We start from the raw sequence: 15,023 nt of genomic DNA, 5'->3' as shown, positions 1-15,023 counted from the left end.
CTGGCCCGTGACTACGAAGCCCTGCCCGACAACTCCGCCAGCATGATCCGCATCGCGATGATCGACAACCTCACCAAACGCCTCACCAACGAAACCACCCCAACCTGGCGAGACATCTGAAGCCGGCATCACCCGCAAAATACGTGAATCAGACGCCCTCTCAGGTGGGGGAGACCGTACGCAGCACCACAAGCTCACTGGCGTAGTCGCCGACCAGCGACACGCGCAGGCCGTGGCCGACCAGGTATGCGGCACTGAAACGCCCGCCGGTGTCCACGTTCTCGTAGACAGCGTCAGGCTGCAGGCCGCGAAGTCGGACCAGCCGCGTCTGCACGCAGTATCGAACGGTTTGCGCGAATGCGAAGAGCACGACCTGCGACCCGTCCGACGCCACGTAGCTCAAGGACGAAAACTCGCCCCGCCGGGGCGAGGCAAGCCGATACAACTGGCCGAACTGAACCGTCTCGCGAATCTCCTTGTACCGCTTCACGTACCCTGCCGCCTCGGCCATTTCCTCGTCCGACCAGCCGGTGAGGTCGCCGCCGATACCGAGGATTCCGCACATCGCCACGTGGAACCGGAACCGTAACGGTGCGGCCCGTTTGCCGAGGTACGACGGCGAGTCGGTGACCCAGCACATCATCGTGTGCGGAGAGTGAACGAAGCCGTACCCCTCCTGGATCGCGAGCCGCTCGAGCGCGTCTGTGTTGTCGCTCGGCCATGCCCATTCCGTGCGGGCCAGCATGCCCAGGTCCGCCCGCCCGCCTCCGGAAGCGCAGCTTTCGATCATCACGTGAGGATGTGCAGCGCGCAGCCGATCGATCACCTCGTACAGGCCCCGCACATGCCCGATTGCGGCCGGCTCCGAGCCGGCGGTGCCTGACTCGCTCATCGGGCGGTTGATATCCCACTTCAACGCGTCGATGTCGGCCGAGCGCAGCAGCGCGTCCAGCGCTTCGAACATCCAGCTGCGCACCGCGGGACGACCGAGGTCGAGCAAATGGGTGTTACGGGCGAGGCTGCGAGCACGGGTGGGCCATTGGTAGATCCAGTCTGGATGCGCACGGAACAGGTCGCTGTCCGGGTTGACTGCCTCCGGCTCGACCCACACTCCGAACGCCATGCCCCGTGCGTGCACCTCGTCGGCGAGAGCAGCCAGCCCGCCCGGCAGCTTGTCCGGATCGGCAGTCCAGTCCCCCAACCCGGCGGTCTCGTCGAAGCGGCGCAGGAACCATCCGTCGTCGATGAAGAACATCTCCGCGCCCAGGTCGGCCGCCCGCTTGGCCAGGGCCGTCTGCTGATCGTGAGCCACAGTGAAGAAGCTCGCCTCCCAGCCGTTGTAGAGGACCGGGCGGGCGTGGCGTGGACGGGGAACGACATGTTGGCGCTCGTGGGTGTGCCAACGGCGAGTCAACTCGCCGTACCCGCCGTCACTGTAGACGCCGACCGTAGCCGGCAGCACCACCGACTCGCCGGGTCGAAGCGGCTGGCGCAGGTCAAAGTCGTTGCGACCTGCGGTCAGATGGACCGCGCCATCGAAGGCGTGCTCGGCGACGATCTTCCAGGATCCGCTCCACGCGACCGCGACGCTCCACACCTCGCCGTGCTCCTCGTCAGCACCGCCGTCGACGGCCATCCAAGGATGGGCCGCATGGCCAGGAACACCCCGCCGCGACTCCAGCACGAGCCGGCCGACCCCAAGGGGGGCGCGGGTCACCTGCGTTTCCGCGGCGTACATGCCCGGCAGCCAGGTCGCCATCGGAGTAGCAAGCCACGGCGGCGCCCAGCTTGCCGACGCCGACCTGTCGAGCACGATGGCATCGTCTCCCGTGTTGACCACCTCCATCCACCGCTCGAGAGCCCCCGGGTACACCCGGTAGCGCAGCACCACATCTAGCGGGTAGTGCCGGTCGCACAGCCGTACCGCAAGCTCGTTCCCGGATATCTCGTGATCGGCGTATGCCAGCTCCAGCCCCCGCACGCCGTCGCTGAACTCCACTTTCAAGGCGCACTCGTCAAAACGCAGACCGCCGTGCGCGACCAGCTCCTCCGTGTGGGCGCGGGGCCGGGACCAGGTGTTGGAGCCGATCCTTCGGGGGGCGTCGTAGATCAAGAGCGACACATCGTCATCACCAAGGCGCGCGCCCCAATGCAGATGGCGCAGGACCACGTCATCGAGATCGACCGCGAAGATGTAACTGAACGCTTGGCCGGTGAGCGTGAACGCCCGGTGCTCGGGCAGGAACCGTATGGCAGTGTGGGTGGAGGTATCGGCCACCGAGGCCTCCGAGATGTGGAACATCAACAAAGAACTGGCTGTCGAGCCTTCATGGAATTTTGTTCCATGTCAATGACTCCTGGCCGGCCGTGTGGACCGCTACGGCCGCCCGCCAGGCGTTCTCCTGGTCCACAGTCCTTGTCATCTCATCTCGGGCCTCCCACAGGCGCGGAAGGGAGAGTTCCCAACACCTTGCCCCGGGCAGCCCGCGCTCGCCGAGGATGCCCTACGGGCACCCGGACCTCCTGCTCGGCCGGGCAGCCGCCGCCGGCCTGATCACCGCCGAAGCCGCCGAGCTGATCAGCGCGACCCGGTTCGGCGACGCGCTGATCGAGCACCTGGCCGCTGAGAAGGGCGTGACCGCGTCGGTCCTGCGCATGCGGCGCCGGCGCGCCGAACGCATCGTCGTGGAAGTCGTTGGGTGTGACGACTTTGCGTTGGACGACGGAGAAGTAGATCTCCACCTGGTTCAGCCAGCTGGCGTGCAGCGGGGTATGCACAAGCGTGGCATTGGGCCACGCGGTGGCCATGCGGTCGATGGATGCTTGGCCGCGGTGGGAGGAGCCGTTGTCGACGATCCAGAACACCCGCCGTGCTGAGGCGTAGGGCTCACGGGTCATGACCTGCTCGACCAGCCGCGCGAACGGGGCCAGGCCGGTGGTGGGTTCGCAGCGGCCGTGGACCGTGCCGCGGTGCACGTCGAGTGCGGCCAGGTAGGCCAGTGCTCCGCCGCGGTCGTACTCGTGCTCGACGCGCATCCGGCGGGACAGGCCCGGTGGCAGGGTGGGGTGGCAGCGGCAGCGGGCCTGGATGGAGGTCTTCTCGTCGGCGCTGATCACGAACTCGTCGTCAGCGAGGGCTCGGCCCTGCCATGTCCGTTCGTAAAGATCGAGCACCAGGTGAGCCTTGACGGCGAAGTCTGGATCACGAGGGAAGATCCACGACCGGTGCTGCCAGGGCTTGATCGCGTCGGCGGCAAGCCAGCGGGCCACGGTGGAGCCGGAGATGTCCTCGACGATCCCGGCAGTGACGGCCTCGGCTGCCAACTCGGCCGTGCTCCACCGCGACAGCGGCACCCCGCGGTCGGCCGGCAGTTCACAGGCCAGGGCCTTGACCTGCGCCTGCTGCACCGGCGTGAACACCGGTGGACGGCCGGGCCGGTCCATGTCGGCCAGCCCTTCGAGCCGACGTTCCCAGAACCGGCGCCGCCACTTGCGCACCGTGTCCACGTGCACCCCGTGTCGGGCGGCGTTCGCAGCGTTCGTGGCACCGTCCGCAGCGGCCAACACGATGCGTGCCCGCAGCACCAGCCGAAACGCGGCGCTAGACCGGCGCGCTAGCGCCCGCAGCTCGTCACGTTCATCGGGATCGAGGATGACCGGATATGGACTTGTCGGGGGCATCGGCATGTTCTGCCACCCCACACGCCGCAGCACCCGCACCGACACGCCGTCCCGGCTGCGGCAGTATGGCAGCCGTGGCCAAGCCCCCACCCGAGTCGACCAAGACGTCGCTACGCCAACGCCTGGGCGAACACGCCCGCAACCGCTGGCCCGCCCTGACCGCGGTATCGGTCCGCTACCGCGGCGTGTTCGCCTACGTCGACGGGCGCCTGGCCGACGGCACCACCCTGCCGCTGTTCAGACTGCGCTACAGCGGCTACGCCAACCTGTGGGGCTTCGCGATCTACCTCGCCAGCAAGAACGGCTACGAAGACTCATACCTGCCCAGCGGCCACAGCGCCGGCACCGCCGAGGAAGCCCTCGACTGCGCCTGCGGCCTCTACCTCAACGACCCCACCGCCTGGACTCGACCCCCGACGAATTAACGTCGATCAGCACTTAGGACTTCAGTTGAGGCCGTCGAGATCTTCGGAATCGAACCCGGAATCTGTCGTGCACAGCAGCCGTTCGGCGTCGGAGGCGATGGCTTCGAGGCTGGTGCGGTTGGTGCCGCAGATCAGCAGCCCCGTGGCCGGTGCGGGCCGCCAGCAGCATCCGCCGTTCCCCATCTGTGAGCCCGAAGGCGTCCCCGACGGCGTCGATGGGCTGGGGGCCTGCTTGAGTAGCACCTGGGTGGCCGCGTTGGCTGCGACCGCCTGACCGAGGTCGGTGCCGAGCACGTCGGCGACGTCCGGGGTGGTCATGGTGAGGCCGGCGTTGCGTTTGCGGCTGCTTTCGGCATGCGGAGCAACGATGGGATCGATCAAATGCTCGAGCAACTCGACCTCGCCGACGACGAACGCCTTGCCCTCGAAGGTGACCGCACAGCCGTGGCCGCTCTCGCGCAACGGCTCGCGAACACCCGACACCTGCCGGCCCCACGCCACAGGAGCTCGGGACCACAGCGTTCATCGCGCTCACCGACGTTCGCCTGCGACCGCCAGGCGCCGTGACTCGCCGGCCCGAAGGACCGGAGCACGGCGTGCTCAGTGGAAGAGAAACCGTCGCGAAAGGAACGCCCCGAGTGCGACGGGAGCGTCTCCTACGCCGACTCCATGGCCTCGTGAGTACGGCGCTATGAGCACGGCGTCGTGAGGACGGTCCCGTGAGCGCTGTCTGGCCGGGCAGGCCGAATCGCTGCGGGCCCGGCCGAGGCGGCGTCCTGCGGCAGGGCGGTGAACGCCTCGGCCGGCGCCGCCGGTGGCGGCGGCGCCGGCCTGTGCTGACGCTCCGGTCGGCCGGTCAGGCTGCCTTGAGCTGTGCGGCTATCCTCACCACGCGCTCGGCCTGGTGTCGGGCGGCGGCGCGGGTGGTGTCGTCCACCGGGTTCGTGCCCTGGCCGTCCACGTGCGAGGTGCCGTAGGGGTTACCGTCGGCGAACTTGACCGGGTCCGTGAAGCCGGGGGCGACCACGATGCCGCCGAAGTGGTGGACGCTGGTGTAGAGCGCCTGGAGCGTCGTCTCTTGGCCGGCGTGGAGGGTCGCGGACGAGGTGAAGCCGCTGTAGACCTTGTCGGCCAGTTTCCCCTGTGCCCACAGCCCGCCGAGGGTGTCGATGAACTGCTTGAGCTGCGAGGAGATGTTGCCGAACCGGGTGGCTGATCCGAACAGTACGGCGTCGGCCCACTCGATGTCCTCGGGTGTCGCTTCGGGGATGTCCACGGTGGCGGCATGGTTGGCCGCCCATGCCGGGTTGGCCTCAATGGCCGCCCGTGGGGCCAGCTCGGCGGCCTTCACCAGGCGGACCTCGGCACCGGCCTTCACACCGGCATCACGCAGCTCCTTGGCGATCTCGGTGATGGTGCCGGTGGAGGAGTAGTAGATGATCGAAAGCTTGACGGGAGTGGCCACGGCGGTGGCTCCGTTCCTTGTGGGGATTCTGGTGGGTGTTGTCGGAAGTCCGGTCAACTAGACGACCGGTCTACTAATACAGGTAGACGACCGGTCCAGATGAAGTCAAAGACCGGACGCCGCGGTTGCGGCCGGGGGGCGACGAGGCCCGTCGGGGCCGTGCGATCAGGCGGTGACGGCAGCCCTGCCCGGGTCATTGGGGTGGGGCTCCAGGGCCGTCACCACCGAAGTCATCCACGGCCAGAGCGGCAGCGTGCCGAGCACCTTCTCGTGCAGCTCACCCTCGTCGGCGGCCCGCCACACACCGATGCTGCGCAGCTCGCCGACCGGGCGCCACAGCCTGACGAGGTGACCGGCGGCGGCCAGCTCCCCGGCCCGCACGGCTTCCGCGGCACGACGACGGCCGACCTCGGCCGGGTCGGTGCCCTCGGGGACGGTGGTGGTGAGCTCGACCAGGAACTCCTTCATAGCGCTTCTCCTTCTCTCTGCGGGGCCTCCCCGGCCCCTCGCGGCGACGTGCAGAAGGCGTTGTTGGCGCCGATGCATTCCACGGGCGCGCCCTGCCATCCGGCGGCAGGCACGCCCTTTGAAGTATTTCGACCGGTCGTCTACTACTATAGCTGACCGGTCGGCTAGTGTAGTCGCCATCTCCCCGAGAAAGGTCATCATGAGCACACAGGTTCAGAAGGTCGTGGTCGTCACCGGTGCGTCGCGGGGCATCGGAGCCGGGCTTGTCACCGCCTACCGCAAGCTGGGCTACGGCGTCGTCGCCACCTCGCGCCGCATCCCCACGTCAGACGACCCGGAGGTCGTCACCGTCCAGGGCGACATCGCCGACCGCGCGACCGCCGAGCGCGTCATCGCCGCGGGTGTCGAGCGGTTCGGCCGTATCGACACGCTGGTTAACAACGCGGGGATCTTCATCGCGAAGCCCTTCACCGACTACACCGAGGACGACTACGACACGGTGCTCGGTGTGAATCTGAACGGCTTCTTCCGTATCACCCAGCTCGCGGTGGAGCGCATGCTCAAGCAGGGCGGCGGTCACGTTGTGCAGATCACGAGCACGCTTGCCGACCAGGCCAACTCCAGCGTGACCTCCGTGCTCGCCTCCCTGACCAAGGGCGGTCTGCAGTCCGCCACCAAGGCGCTGGCCATCGAGTACGCCGGCTGCGGCATCCGCAGCAACGCCGTGTCGCTGGGCACCATCAAGACGCCCATGCATCCCGAGGAGCACCACGCGGCACTCGCGGCACTGCATCCGGTCGGCCGCATGGGTGAGGTGAGCGACATCGTGGACGCGGTGGTCTACCTCGAGAACGCCCCGTTCGTCACCGGCGAGATCCTCCACGTCGACGGCGGGCAGAGCGCCGGGTACTGAGCGCACACACGCTCGGGCTCGCCCGCGCGGGCCCGAGGCGGCATGCGCCATCCGCGCCCGTGCCGGCTGCCTGGAATCGGCTACCGGCGGCCCGTCCGGTGCCGACGACGAACCGACCGGCACCAAGCCTTGCGGGGAGTGGCCCGGACGGGCCACTCCCCCGGCCCGAATCACGTCCGTCCCCATCTCACGAGGAAAATGACACCCCATGGCTTCGCCACTGGACGCTCTCGGCGTGGACAACCCGGTTCTGGCCGCGCCGATGGCCGGCGGTCCCAGCACCCCCGCACTGGTCACGGCGGCGGCCCGGGCGAACGGCCTGGGGTTCCTCGCCGGCGGATACAAGACCGCCGACGCGCTCGCCGAGCAGATCGCCGAGGTCCGACGCCACGGCATCACCTTCGGGGTCAACCTCTTCGCGCCGAGCCCCCTGCCGGTCGATCCGGAGGCCTTCCGGCGCTACGCCGCCGCGATCGCCCCCGAAGCCCGGGCCTATGAACTCGACGTTCAGGAAGCGGGAATCGTCGAGGACGACGACCACTGGTCGGACAAGATCGACTTGTTGCTGTCCGCACCGGTACCGGTCGTCAGCTTCACCTTCGCCATCCCGGACGCCGCCGCCATCGCCTCGCTGCGCGCCGCCGGAACCCTGGTCGTCCAGACCGTCACGTCACCCGCGGAGGCCCGCCTGGCCGCGGACGCGGGCGCCGATGTGCTGGCCGTCCAGGCGTCGGCAGCCGGAGGGCACTCCGGCACGCTCACCCCGGAGCATGTCCCGGCCTCCATCCCGCTGACCGATCTGCTGGGGCGGATACGGAAGGCGGTGTCACTGCCGCTCGTCGCCGCAGGCGGGCTGGCCACTCCGGCCGACGTGGCCGAGGCACTGCGCGCCGGGGCCGAGGCGGTAATGGTCGGCACCGTCCTGCTGAGGGCGGACGAAGCCGGCACGTCACTCCCCCACAGGGCGGCCCTGGCCGACCCCACGCGCCGCCGAACCGTCGTGACCAGGGCGTTCACGGGCCGGCCCGCACGGGCACTGCCCAACCGATTCACCGACCACTACAGCGACCTCGCCCCCTCCGGCTACCCCGCTCTGCACCATCTGACCAGGCCGATGCGCCAGGCCGCCGCCGCGGCAGGCGACCCCGAACGGATCAATCTGTGGGCCGGAACCGGGTACCGCCACGCCACCGCCGAGCCTGCCGCCCAGATCCTGCGGAGGCTGGCCTCCCACGCCTGAGCGCCCGTGGGCACCCGCCACGCATCAACCACCGGCGGTTCGGCTCGCCGGGCCACCGACCGCCAGGACTGCGACCCGCCGCCGACTCTCCGACCCGCCGGCAGCGGACCGGCGCTCGTACCTCGGCCGCTGCCTACCGCGGCGTCCGGGCGCCCAGCAGGGCCAGGCAGTTCGCCCACAGAACGCTCAGCTGGGATGTGTTGTTGTAGAGCTTCGCGAACAGCACCTGTCCTTCGAGCTGCGCCACGACGGATCGCGCCGCCTCACGGGGGTCGGCGACAGTGACCTCGCCGCGCTCACGCGCCTCGACCACGACCGACTCCACCATGTCGACCTGGGCGTCGAAGATCTCCTGCAGGCGCCGGCGGATCGCTTCGGTCTGATTGCTCAGCTCCAGCGTGAGGTTCCCGAACAAGCAGCCGGAGACGGTGCCACAGCTCTGCTGCCCCGCTCGCTGGCTCGCCTCGGTCTCCTCGAAGAGCTGCCGCAGCCGCTGCAGGGGTTCGGCGTCGCTGCGCAGGACGCGGGTCCATTCGCGGCGCTGGCCGGCCCAGTGCTCGTCGAGCACTGCCAGGGCCAGAGCTTCCTTGGACTCGAAGAAGTAGTAGAAGCTCCCCTTGGGCACCCCGGCTGTCTTGCAGATCTCGGCCACGCCCAGCGCCGAGTAACCACGCAGCTCGATGAGCGACTGAGCGGCGCTGATGATCTTCTCTCTGGCGTCACTGGTCCGTCCCATGCTTGCAAGTATACGACCGCTCGACTAGTCTGGTAATAGACCGGTCAGCTAGCCCGCCGCTCGGCCGCAGTCCGCGACCGCTCACGGCGGAAGCCGCTGCCCACCCGCACACACAGACGAAGGCCGAAGCAATGAGCCATCCGATGCATGAGGTCCTGCGGCGCTGGAACGCCGCTTTCGACGGCCATCAGCCCGACGCCATGGCCGATCTGTTCACCCTCGACGCCCTCTTCCAGGGCTTCGGACCTGCCGTCCTCACGGGCCGGGACGCCGTGCGGGGCTACTACGAAGCCGTACCGGCCGGCCGAAGGGCCGAGGCGACGGTCCTGCATACATACACGATCGGCGAGCAGGTCGCCGGAGGTTTCGCGGACGTCACGTTCGGCGACGCGCACGGCTGGGAGGCCCATGTGCATCTGTCGCTGGTCCTCCGCCGCGACGACGGCGGCTGGCGGATCCGGCAGTACCACGTGTCCCGCGTCGCCGCCGAGCAGTAGCAGGCCGACACCCACCGGCAGCAGACGCTGATCCTCGCCCACGCGTGGTCGTCGACCTCGAGTCCGCGCCCTTCGTCACCGGCGAGATCCTGCACCTCGACGGCGGCCAAAACGCCGGTCACCGACCCCACCGCAACCCGCAGAAAGACGCCGCCTTGAGAGCTTCCCCCCACCGCAGGGAGGCGGCCGGCCGGTGGGCGGAGCCGGAGCTGCACCCACCGACACAATCGTCCCCGGCTGTGCGACCGGGTTCACTGCGTCGTCTGAGCTACTCGCTGCCGGTCGGATGCGGCTGGGTGGGCCGGTTCTCGACGACGGCCACCACCAGAAGCACTCCGGTCGTTGTCAAGCTGACGCCGATCAGCGGCAGCCAATGGGCAGTGACGGCGGCAACGAGCACGGCGAGCAGGCCGATCAGGCGGGGCCAGGACAGCCGGCGGTAGATGGTGGCGGACAGTAGGACCCGACCGGTGAGAAACAGAGCGGGGCCGGCGACCGTGATGGCGAAGGCAGCGCCGGGTCCCCGTTCGGTCGGATGCGCGATGACAGCTTCAGCGGCGGCGGAGGAGGCCAGGACGCCGGCGATCATGATGAGATGCAGATAGCCATTCAGCGTGCCGAACCAGGACAGACCACGCTTCTCAATGGCGGCGCCGAGATACGTTCCCGCCGGAGTGACGTACGACAACCCGATCAGCACTGTTGCAGCGAATACCACCAAAAACGCAGCAGAGTGGAGGAGATCCTTGTCGGTATGGGAGTACGCCAGACCGGCGGAGAACAGGAGCTCGCCGAGAGCGATGATGAAAATCTGCTGGTACCGCTCGGTGAGATGGCCCCCTCGCAGTTGCAGTTCCTCCGGCCGCGCCCGGCCAAGCCGTGGCGCCCACCATCCCAGTAGCGGCCCGGAATAGTCGAGTGCGAAGGCCGCCACCCACGTCGGTATTCGCACCGCCGCCCAGAATGCCCCCACCAGCCACAGGACCCCAGACGTGCTGAACCAGACGAAGATTCTCAAGGGGCGCCTGCGCAGCGGATGCCGCCGCAGTGCCAGCGACGCGTAACCGCTTCGGCCGCCGTGAACGGCGACGTAGGTGCCGGCGAAGAGAACCGCCTGCCCCTCCTCAACGTACGGGACAGCGGCGCTCATCAAGATCACGCCCAGGGTCGAGCCGAGCAGCAGAGTCCGCACCCTGCGGTTGGCGCGTGCATACCAGTCGGAGAACCAGGTGGTCACCACCCAGACCCACCACAGAGGCAACAGGAGAAGGACGGTCTTCAACGCTCCGGCGACAGTCATGTCGGACAGAAGGACCCCGGACAGCTGCCTCAACGCCAACACGAATGCCAGATCGAAGAACAGTTCCAGGAAGGACGCACTGAGCGGTTCGTCACGCTGTCGCAGCAGCGGAGCCCGCATCCTCACGTCGCCCCCCTGACGCCCTCGACACTTCATACCACCGCCGTGACCACCTCTGCGGCATCTTCCCGGCAAAGCTCCCGCCGGTGATTCCTGGCTGTCCGCGCGGGCAACCATCGGTGCCAGCCGGGGCAGAACACCAAGCCGCCGACCTGATCAGCGCGACCCGCTTCGGCGACGCGTTGATCGAGCGCCTGGCCGCCGAGCAGGGCGTGACCGCGCCGGTCCTTGCGGATGCGCCGCCGTCGCGCCGAACGCGTCGTGGCCGCGGCCGTCACGCGCGGGGACCTGTCCGGCCCGATCCGCGCCTCCGGCCGCCGCGAAGCTGCTGTGGCGGCCTGACTACGTGGTCGAGGTTCGCGCCGCCGGTTACGTCTTGGTCGAGCCGTCAGGGCGAAACTCGTCGTCGCGTACCGGGTCGTTGGTCACGGCCTCGGCGAGTCGGGCGGTGAGGTGTCGGATGTGTGCGATGAGTTCGGGTGGCTGGTGGATTTGGAAGCGGAAGCCGAACGATGCGACGTAGACGGCGATTTCGTCGAGGGAGTTGGAGCCGGTGTGCAGGAGGCAGGTGTGCGGGTCGGCGGCTTCGATGACACCGACGGTGGGCGGGATCCGTTCGGCGGCGGTCTCGGCAGGCACGTACAGGGTGATTCGGGCCTGGTAGCGGTAGGGGGCGGTGGAGACACCGTGCGTGAGGTAGGCGGCGATGTCGACGTCGGGTGCCTGTCGGGGTGTGAAGCGAGGGCCGGTCGGGATGCGGGGGCGGATCCGGTCGACCCGGTAGGTGCGCCAGTCGCGCCGGTCGGTGTCCCAGCCGACCAGGTACCAGCGCCGGCCGGTGTGGACCAGCCGGTGAGGTTCGGTGTCGCGTACCGAGGTGGTGCCGTCGTGGCTGTGGTAGTCGAAGCGGAGCCGCTGGTGGTCGCGGCAGACGGCGGCGAGGACGGTCAGCACGTCCGGGTCCACGGTGGGGCCGGTGGCGGGGACCGTGACGGTGACCGAGTGCAGCAGGTTGACCCGGTGCCGTACCCGCGAGGGCAGTACCTGTTCGAGCTTGGCCAGTGCGCGTAGGGATGTTTCCTCGATGCCGGTGACCGTGCCGCTGGCGGCGGTGCGTAGCCCGATGGCGACGGCGACGGCCTCGTCGTCGTCGAGCAGCAGCGGCGGGAGTTTCGTTCCGGCGCCGAGGCGGTAGCCGGCCGCGCCGGGGGTGGCGTGCACCGGGTAGCCGAGGTCGCGCAGTTTCTGGATGTCACGCCGCACGGTCCGCACGTCGACCTCAAGACGCTGCCCAAGCTCTGCGCCGGTCCAGTCACGCGGGGTTTGCAGCAGTCCGAGAAGCCGCAGCAGTCGGGCGGAGGTTTCCAACATGCCCAGAAGTTTGCCATCCGCCTAGGGCGGAAGCTGTCCTAGCTGCTTCGTAGTGTGACTGCCATGAGCGAAGAGATCATCCCGTTCCAGATCAACATCCCGCAGGACGACCTGGACGACCTGCGTCAGCGGCTCGCCCACACCCGTTGGCCGGGTGAGGTGCCCGGCGCCGGGTGGGAGGCCGGGGTGCCGCTGGACTATCTGAAAGACCTGGCCGACTACTGGCAGACCAAGTACGACTGGCGCGCCCACGAGGCACGGCTGAACGAATTTCCCCAGTTCACCACCGTCATCGACGGGCAGACGGTGCACTTCCTGCACGTGCGTTCGCCCGAGCCGGACGCGCTGCCGCTCATCCTCACCCACGGCTGGCCCGGCTCGGTCGTGGAGTTCATGAAGATCATCGGTCCGCTGACCGATCCCGCCCGGCACGGTGGCGACCCCGCCGACGCCTTCCACGTCGTGGCCCCATCACTGCCCGGCTTCGGCTTCTCCAGCCCGCTCGCCGCCCCAGGCTGGAACACCAACCAGGTAGCCCGCGCCTGGGCCGAACTGATGAACCGCCTCGGCTACCACCGCTACGGCGCCCAAGGCGGCGACACCGGAGCAATCGTCTCCCCCGAACTCGGCCGCATCGACCCCGACCACGTGATCGGCGTGCACGTCAACAACCTGGGCACCTTCCCCTCCGGTGATCCAGCCGAGCTGGCCGGCCTCACCGAAGCCGACCAGGCCCGCCTCGCGCTCATGACGACCTGGGGCCGGGACATGAGCGGGTACGCCATCGTCCAGTCAACCCGGCCGCAGACAATCGCCTACGCCCTCACCGACTCCCCCGTCGGCCAGCTGGCGTGGATCGTCGAGAAGTTCAAGGAATGGACCGACCCGAACGCAGCCCTACCCGAGGACGCTGTCGACCGCGACCTGATCCTCACCGACACTTCGGTGTACTGGCTGACCGGCACAGCCGGATCCGCCGCCCGCATCTACTACGAAGACGCCCACACCTGGGGCCAGGCCAAGCCACGCTCCACGGTACCGACGGGGGTGGCGGTGTTCCCCAACGACATCACCATCCGGCCCCTCGCCGAACGCGACCACAACGTGGTGCATTGGACCGAGTTCGACCGCGGCGGGCACTTCGCCGCCCTGGAAGCACCCGACCTCCTCGTCGGCGACGTGCGCGAGTTCTTCCGTAAGCTCCGCTGACCGCACCCAGCCAGGCCGGCCGTCTCGTCGCCCGGACCGCCCGATCCGGGCGGCGAGACGCCACGTTCCGAGGTCATCCGAGCCTGGGAACGCCCACCCGAACCACGACGCCGGGGAGACGTGCTCGATGACCAACCTTTCGACGATGCTGCCGCGGCTGTCCTGGCCCGACGTATGGGGCCGGCGGCTCGACCGGCACGGACTGTCCGCTCCGGTAGGCGGCCGACCAGCCGACGCCGTGGCGGCCATGTGCGGCGCGCACGCTCAAGTGCTCTCCGCCGCCGAGGTGTCCATCGGGTTGCGCGTAGCCGGCATCACCCGCAACGACGTTCGAGACGCGCTGTGGAAGGAACGTAGCCTGGTCAAGACGTTCGGGCCGCGCGGCACCGTGCACCTGCTGCCGACGCGTGATCTACCACTGTGGACCGGCGCGCTCGGCGCGTTGCCACCGTCCTCGAACAGCCTGCCCGCCGACGCGCGGCTGACCAGAGACCAGACCGACGAGGTCGTCTCGGCGATCGAGGAAGCACTGGCCGACGCGGAACTGACCATCGACGAGCTCACCGCAGCGGTTGTCGCCCGCACCGGCTCTTGGGCCGCCGACCCGGTCGTGCCCGGGTTCGGCGGCATGTGGCCGCGCTGGCGGCAGGCGATGCACCTTGCCGCGCACCGCGGGGCACTCTGTTACGGCCCGAACCGGGGACGAAAAGCGACCTACACCAGCCCGCAACGGTGGCTGCCAGGATTCCAGCCCGCCCCGGCACCCGACGCCCTCGCCGGCCTGGTCCGACGCTACCTGCACGCGTACGGGCCGGCCACACCGCAGCAGTTCGCGCAGTGGCTTTCCGCACCTGGCCGCTGGGCAACCCAGTTGTTCGACTCCCTCGCCGGCGAACTGCAACAGGTCGACGTCGCCGGCACCGTCGCGTGGGTCCCGGCCGGCGACACCGCGCCTCCACCCGTGCCACCGCATGGGGTGCGGGTACTGCCGTACTTCGACGCTTACACCGTCGGCTGCCATCCGCGTGAGCGGCTCTTCCCCGGACCTGCCGCGCAACGCGCGCTCTCCGGCGGCCAGGCCGGCAACTTCCCGGTACTGCTCATCGACGGCACCATTGCCGGGATCTGGCACTACCGCCGCTCCGGACGCGCGCTGCACATCACGGTCGAACCGTTCACCGCGCTCACCGCTACCGAGCGCCGGGAACTCGACGACCAGGCGAAGCGTATCGGAGAGATTCAGGAGGGCGAGCCACGCTTGACCATCGGCACAGTCACCACCAGCGGCCACGCGTAGGGCGGCGGGCACAAGGCGATGGGCTGGTAGCGCGAATGTGCCGAACGGGCTGCTGTGGGCAACCGAGCCCGGGTTGCCGCCACGGACGATGGTGGCGCTCGCGGTACTGGTAGCTGTACTGGGCGGCTTTCGGCGGCTGGACCGTGACCCGCAGAACGCCGATGTTCGCTCAGGATTGCGTCGCAACTGTGCGTCATGATGGGCCTCGCAGCTCAGGGCGGCCTTGGGCGTAGCAGCCGATCGGGAGGCATCTGTGGTTCATTTTTACGACTACTTCCGCGCTCCAGACGAGGAAGCTGTT

General features: G+C 68.9%; 14 protein-coding genes and 2 pseudogenes. 7 read left to right on the top strand and 9 right to left on the bottom strand.

All coding sequences use genetic code 11. From position 1 onward, the window contains the following. Positions 1–120, top strand: a pseudogene (locus FXF52_RS37410) (IS5/IS1182 family transposase); the annotation flags it as partial. A 40-nt stretch (positions 121–160) separates the two neighbouring features. Here FXF52_RS37410 and FXF52_RS37405 read toward each other — a convergent pair. Both FXF52_RS37405 and FXF52_RS37400 read right to left on the bottom strand, forming a co-directional pair. Continuing rightward, the gene (locus tag FXF52_RS37405; protein WP_255472762.1) at positions 161–2,302 is read right to left on the bottom strand and encodes an alpha-galactosidase; all 2,142 of its coding nucleotides are present in this window, start codon (positions 2,300–2,302) and stop codon (positions 161–163) included. A 122-nt stretch (positions 2,303–2,424) separates the two neighbouring features. After that, positions 2,425–3,687: an IS630 family transposase gene (locus tag FXF52_RS37400; protein ID WP_148804403.1), complete on the bottom strand. Its 1,263-nt coding sequence runs from the start codon at positions 3,685–3,687 to the stop codon at positions 2,425–2,427. A gap of 68 nt (positions 3,688–3,755) precedes the next feature. Between FXF52_RS37400 and FXF52_RS37395 the strand changes: the two genes are divergently transcribed. Continuing rightward, positions 3,756–4,106, top strand: coding sequence for a hypothetical protein (locus FXF52_RS37395; RefSeq protein WP_255472760.1), 351 nt, complete (start codon positions 3,756–3,758; stop codon positions 4,104–4,106). Between the two features lie 21 nt (positions 4,107–4,127). Here FXF52_RS37395 and FXF52_RS37390 read toward each other — a convergent pair. The 3 genes and pseudogenes from FXF52_RS37390 to FXF52_RS37380 form a co-directional block, all read right to left on the bottom strand. After that, positions 4,128–4,460, bottom strand: a pseudogene (locus FXF52_RS37390) (conjugal transfer protein TraC); the annotation flags it as partial. 502 nt (positions 4,461–4,962) lie between these two features. Further along, positions 4,963–5,571, bottom strand: coding sequence for an NAD(P)H:quinone oxidoreductase (wrbA, locus tag FXF52_RS37385; RefSeq protein WP_148804401.1), 609 nt, complete (start codon positions 5,569–5,571; stop codon positions 4,963–4,965). A gap of 165 nt (positions 5,572–5,736) precedes the next feature. Continuing rightward, positions 5,737–6,039, bottom strand: coding sequence for a muconolactone Delta-isomerase family protein (locus FXF52_RS37380; protein ID WP_148804400.1), 303 nt, complete (start codon positions 6,037–6,039; stop codon positions 5,737–5,739). A 223-nt stretch (positions 6,040–6,262) separates the two neighbouring features. Here FXF52_RS37380 and FXF52_RS37375 point away from each other — a divergent pair, with 223 nt between their 5' ends. Together FXF52_RS37375 and FXF52_RS37370 are read left to right on the top strand one after the other, a co-directional pair. Then, on the top strand, positions 6,263–6,952 hold the full coding sequence (locus FXF52_RS37375) for an SDR family NAD(P)-dependent oxidoreductase (RefSeq protein ID WP_255472759.1): 690 nt from the start codon (positions 6,263–6,265) through the stop codon (positions 6,950–6,952). 208 nt (positions 6,953–7,160) lie between these two features. After that, positions 7,161–8,192 carry a nitronate monooxygenase family protein gene (locus FXF52_RS37370; RefSeq protein WP_148804398.1) on the top strand — a complete coding sequence of 344 codons (1,032 nt, stop codon included), beginning with the start codon at positions 7,161–7,163 and terminating at the stop codon, positions 8,190–8,192. A 133-nt stretch (positions 8,193–8,325) separates the two neighbouring features. On the opposite strand, the gene FXF52_RS37365 is transcribed toward FXF52_RS37370, so the two are convergent. Next, complete coding sequence (locus tag FXF52_RS37365; protein WP_148804397.1) at positions 8,326–8,928, bottom strand: TetR/AcrR family transcriptional regulator; 603 nt, start codon at positions 8,926–8,928, stop codon at positions 8,326–8,328. A 143-nt stretch (positions 8,929–9,071) separates the two neighbouring features. Between FXF52_RS37365 and FXF52_RS37360 the strand changes: the two genes are divergently transcribed. Beyond that, a complete protein-coding gene (locus FXF52_RS37360) occupies positions 9,072–9,425 on the top strand; it encodes an SgcJ/EcaC family oxidoreductase (protein ID WP_222870891.1) in 354 nt (117 codons plus the stop codon). Positions 9,426–9,693: 268 nt separating this feature from the next. Here FXF52_RS37360 and FXF52_RS37355 read toward each other — a convergent pair whose 3' ends face one another. From FXF52_RS37355 to FXF52_RS37345, 3 genes are all read right to left on the bottom strand, one after another. Beyond that, positions 9,694–10,845, bottom strand: coding sequence for a low temperature requirement protein A (locus tag FXF52_RS37355; RefSeq protein ID WP_187413944.1), 1,152 nt, complete (start codon positions 10,843–10,845; stop codon positions 9,694–9,696). A gap of 32 nt (positions 10,846–10,877) precedes the next feature. Further along, positions 10,878–11,123 carry a hypothetical protein gene (locus FXF52_RS42155; RefSeq protein ID WP_187413943.1) on the bottom strand — a complete coding sequence of 82 codons (246 nt, stop codon included), beginning with the start codon at positions 11,121–11,123 and terminating at the stop codon, positions 10,878–10,880. Positions 11,124–11,214: 91 nt separating this feature from the next. Then, a complete protein-coding gene (locus tag FXF52_RS37345) occupies positions 11,215–12,216 on the bottom strand; it encodes a YafY family protein (protein WP_148804394.1) in 1,002 nt (333 codons plus the stop codon). Positions 12,217–12,279: 63 nt separating this feature from the next. On the opposite strand from FXF52_RS37345, the gene FXF52_RS37340 reads away from it, so the two are divergent. After that, positions 12,280–13,425: an epoxide hydrolase family protein gene (locus FXF52_RS37340; protein WP_148804393.1), complete on the top strand. Its 1,146-nt coding sequence runs from the start codon at positions 12,280–12,282 to the stop codon at positions 13,423–13,425. A gap of 127 nt (positions 13,426–13,552) precedes the next feature. Continuing rightward, on the top strand, positions 13,553–14,722 hold the full coding sequence (locus tag FXF52_RS37335) for a winged helix DNA-binding domain-containing protein (RefSeq protein WP_255472758.1): 1,170 nt from the start codon (positions 13,553–13,555) through the stop codon (positions 14,720–14,722). Positions 14,723–15,023: the final 301 nt, after the last annotated feature.

The organism is Micromonospora sp. MP36 (assembly GCF_008119785.1).
Taxonomy (GTDB): Bacteria; Actinomycetota; Actinomycetes; order Mycobacteriales; family Micromonosporaceae; genus Micromonospora.
The sequence above is the reverse complement of the archived record's forward strand: the minus strand, read 5'-3'. Positions and strand labels throughout refer to the sequence as shown.

What these genes read in the sequence shown, in the direction of transcription:
- FXF52_RS37405 (WP_255472762.1), bottom strand. Translation starts at nt 2,302, where the DNA reads ATGTTCCACATCTCGGAGGCCTCGGTGGCCGATACCTCCACCCACACT.
- FXF52_RS37400 (WP_148804403.1), bottom strand. Translation starts at nt 3,687, where the DNA reads ATGCCGATGCCCCCGACAAGTCCATATCCGGTCATCCTCGATCCCGAT.
- FXF52_RS37380 (WP_148804400.1), bottom strand. Translation starts at nt 6,039, where the DNA reads ATGAAGGAGTTCCTGGTCGAGCTCACCACCACCGTCCCCGAGGGCACC.
- FXF52_RS37370 (WP_148804398.1), top strand. Translation starts at nt 7,161, where the DNA reads ATGGCTTCGCCACTGGACGCTCTCGGCGTGGACAACCCGGTTCTGGCC.
- FXF52_RS37365 (WP_148804397.1), bottom strand. Translation starts at nt 8,928, where the DNA reads ATGGGACGGACCAGTGACGCCAGAGAGAAGATCATCAGCGCCGCTCAG.
- FXF52_RS37360 (WP_222870891.1), top strand. Translation starts at nt 9,072, where the DNA reads ATGCATGAGGTCCTGCGGCGCTGGAACGCCGCTTTCGACGGCCATCAG.
- FXF52_RS37355 (WP_187413944.1), bottom strand. Translation starts at nt 10,845, where the DNA reads ATGCGGGCTCCGCTGCTGCGACAGCGTGACGAACCGCTCAGTGCGTCC.
- FXF52_RS37345 (WP_148804394.1), bottom strand. Translation starts at nt 12,216, where the DNA reads ATGTTGGAAACCTCCGCCCGACTGCTGCGGCTTCTCGGACTGCTGCAA.
- FXF52_RS37340 (WP_148804393.1), top strand. Translation starts at nt 12,280, where the DNA reads ATGAGCGAAGAGATCATCCCGTTCCAGATCAACATCCCGCAGGACGAC.
- FXF52_RS37335 (WP_255472758.1), top strand. Translation starts at nt 13,553, where the DNA reads ATGACCAACCTTTCGACGATGCTGCCGCGGCTGTCCTGGCCCGACGTA.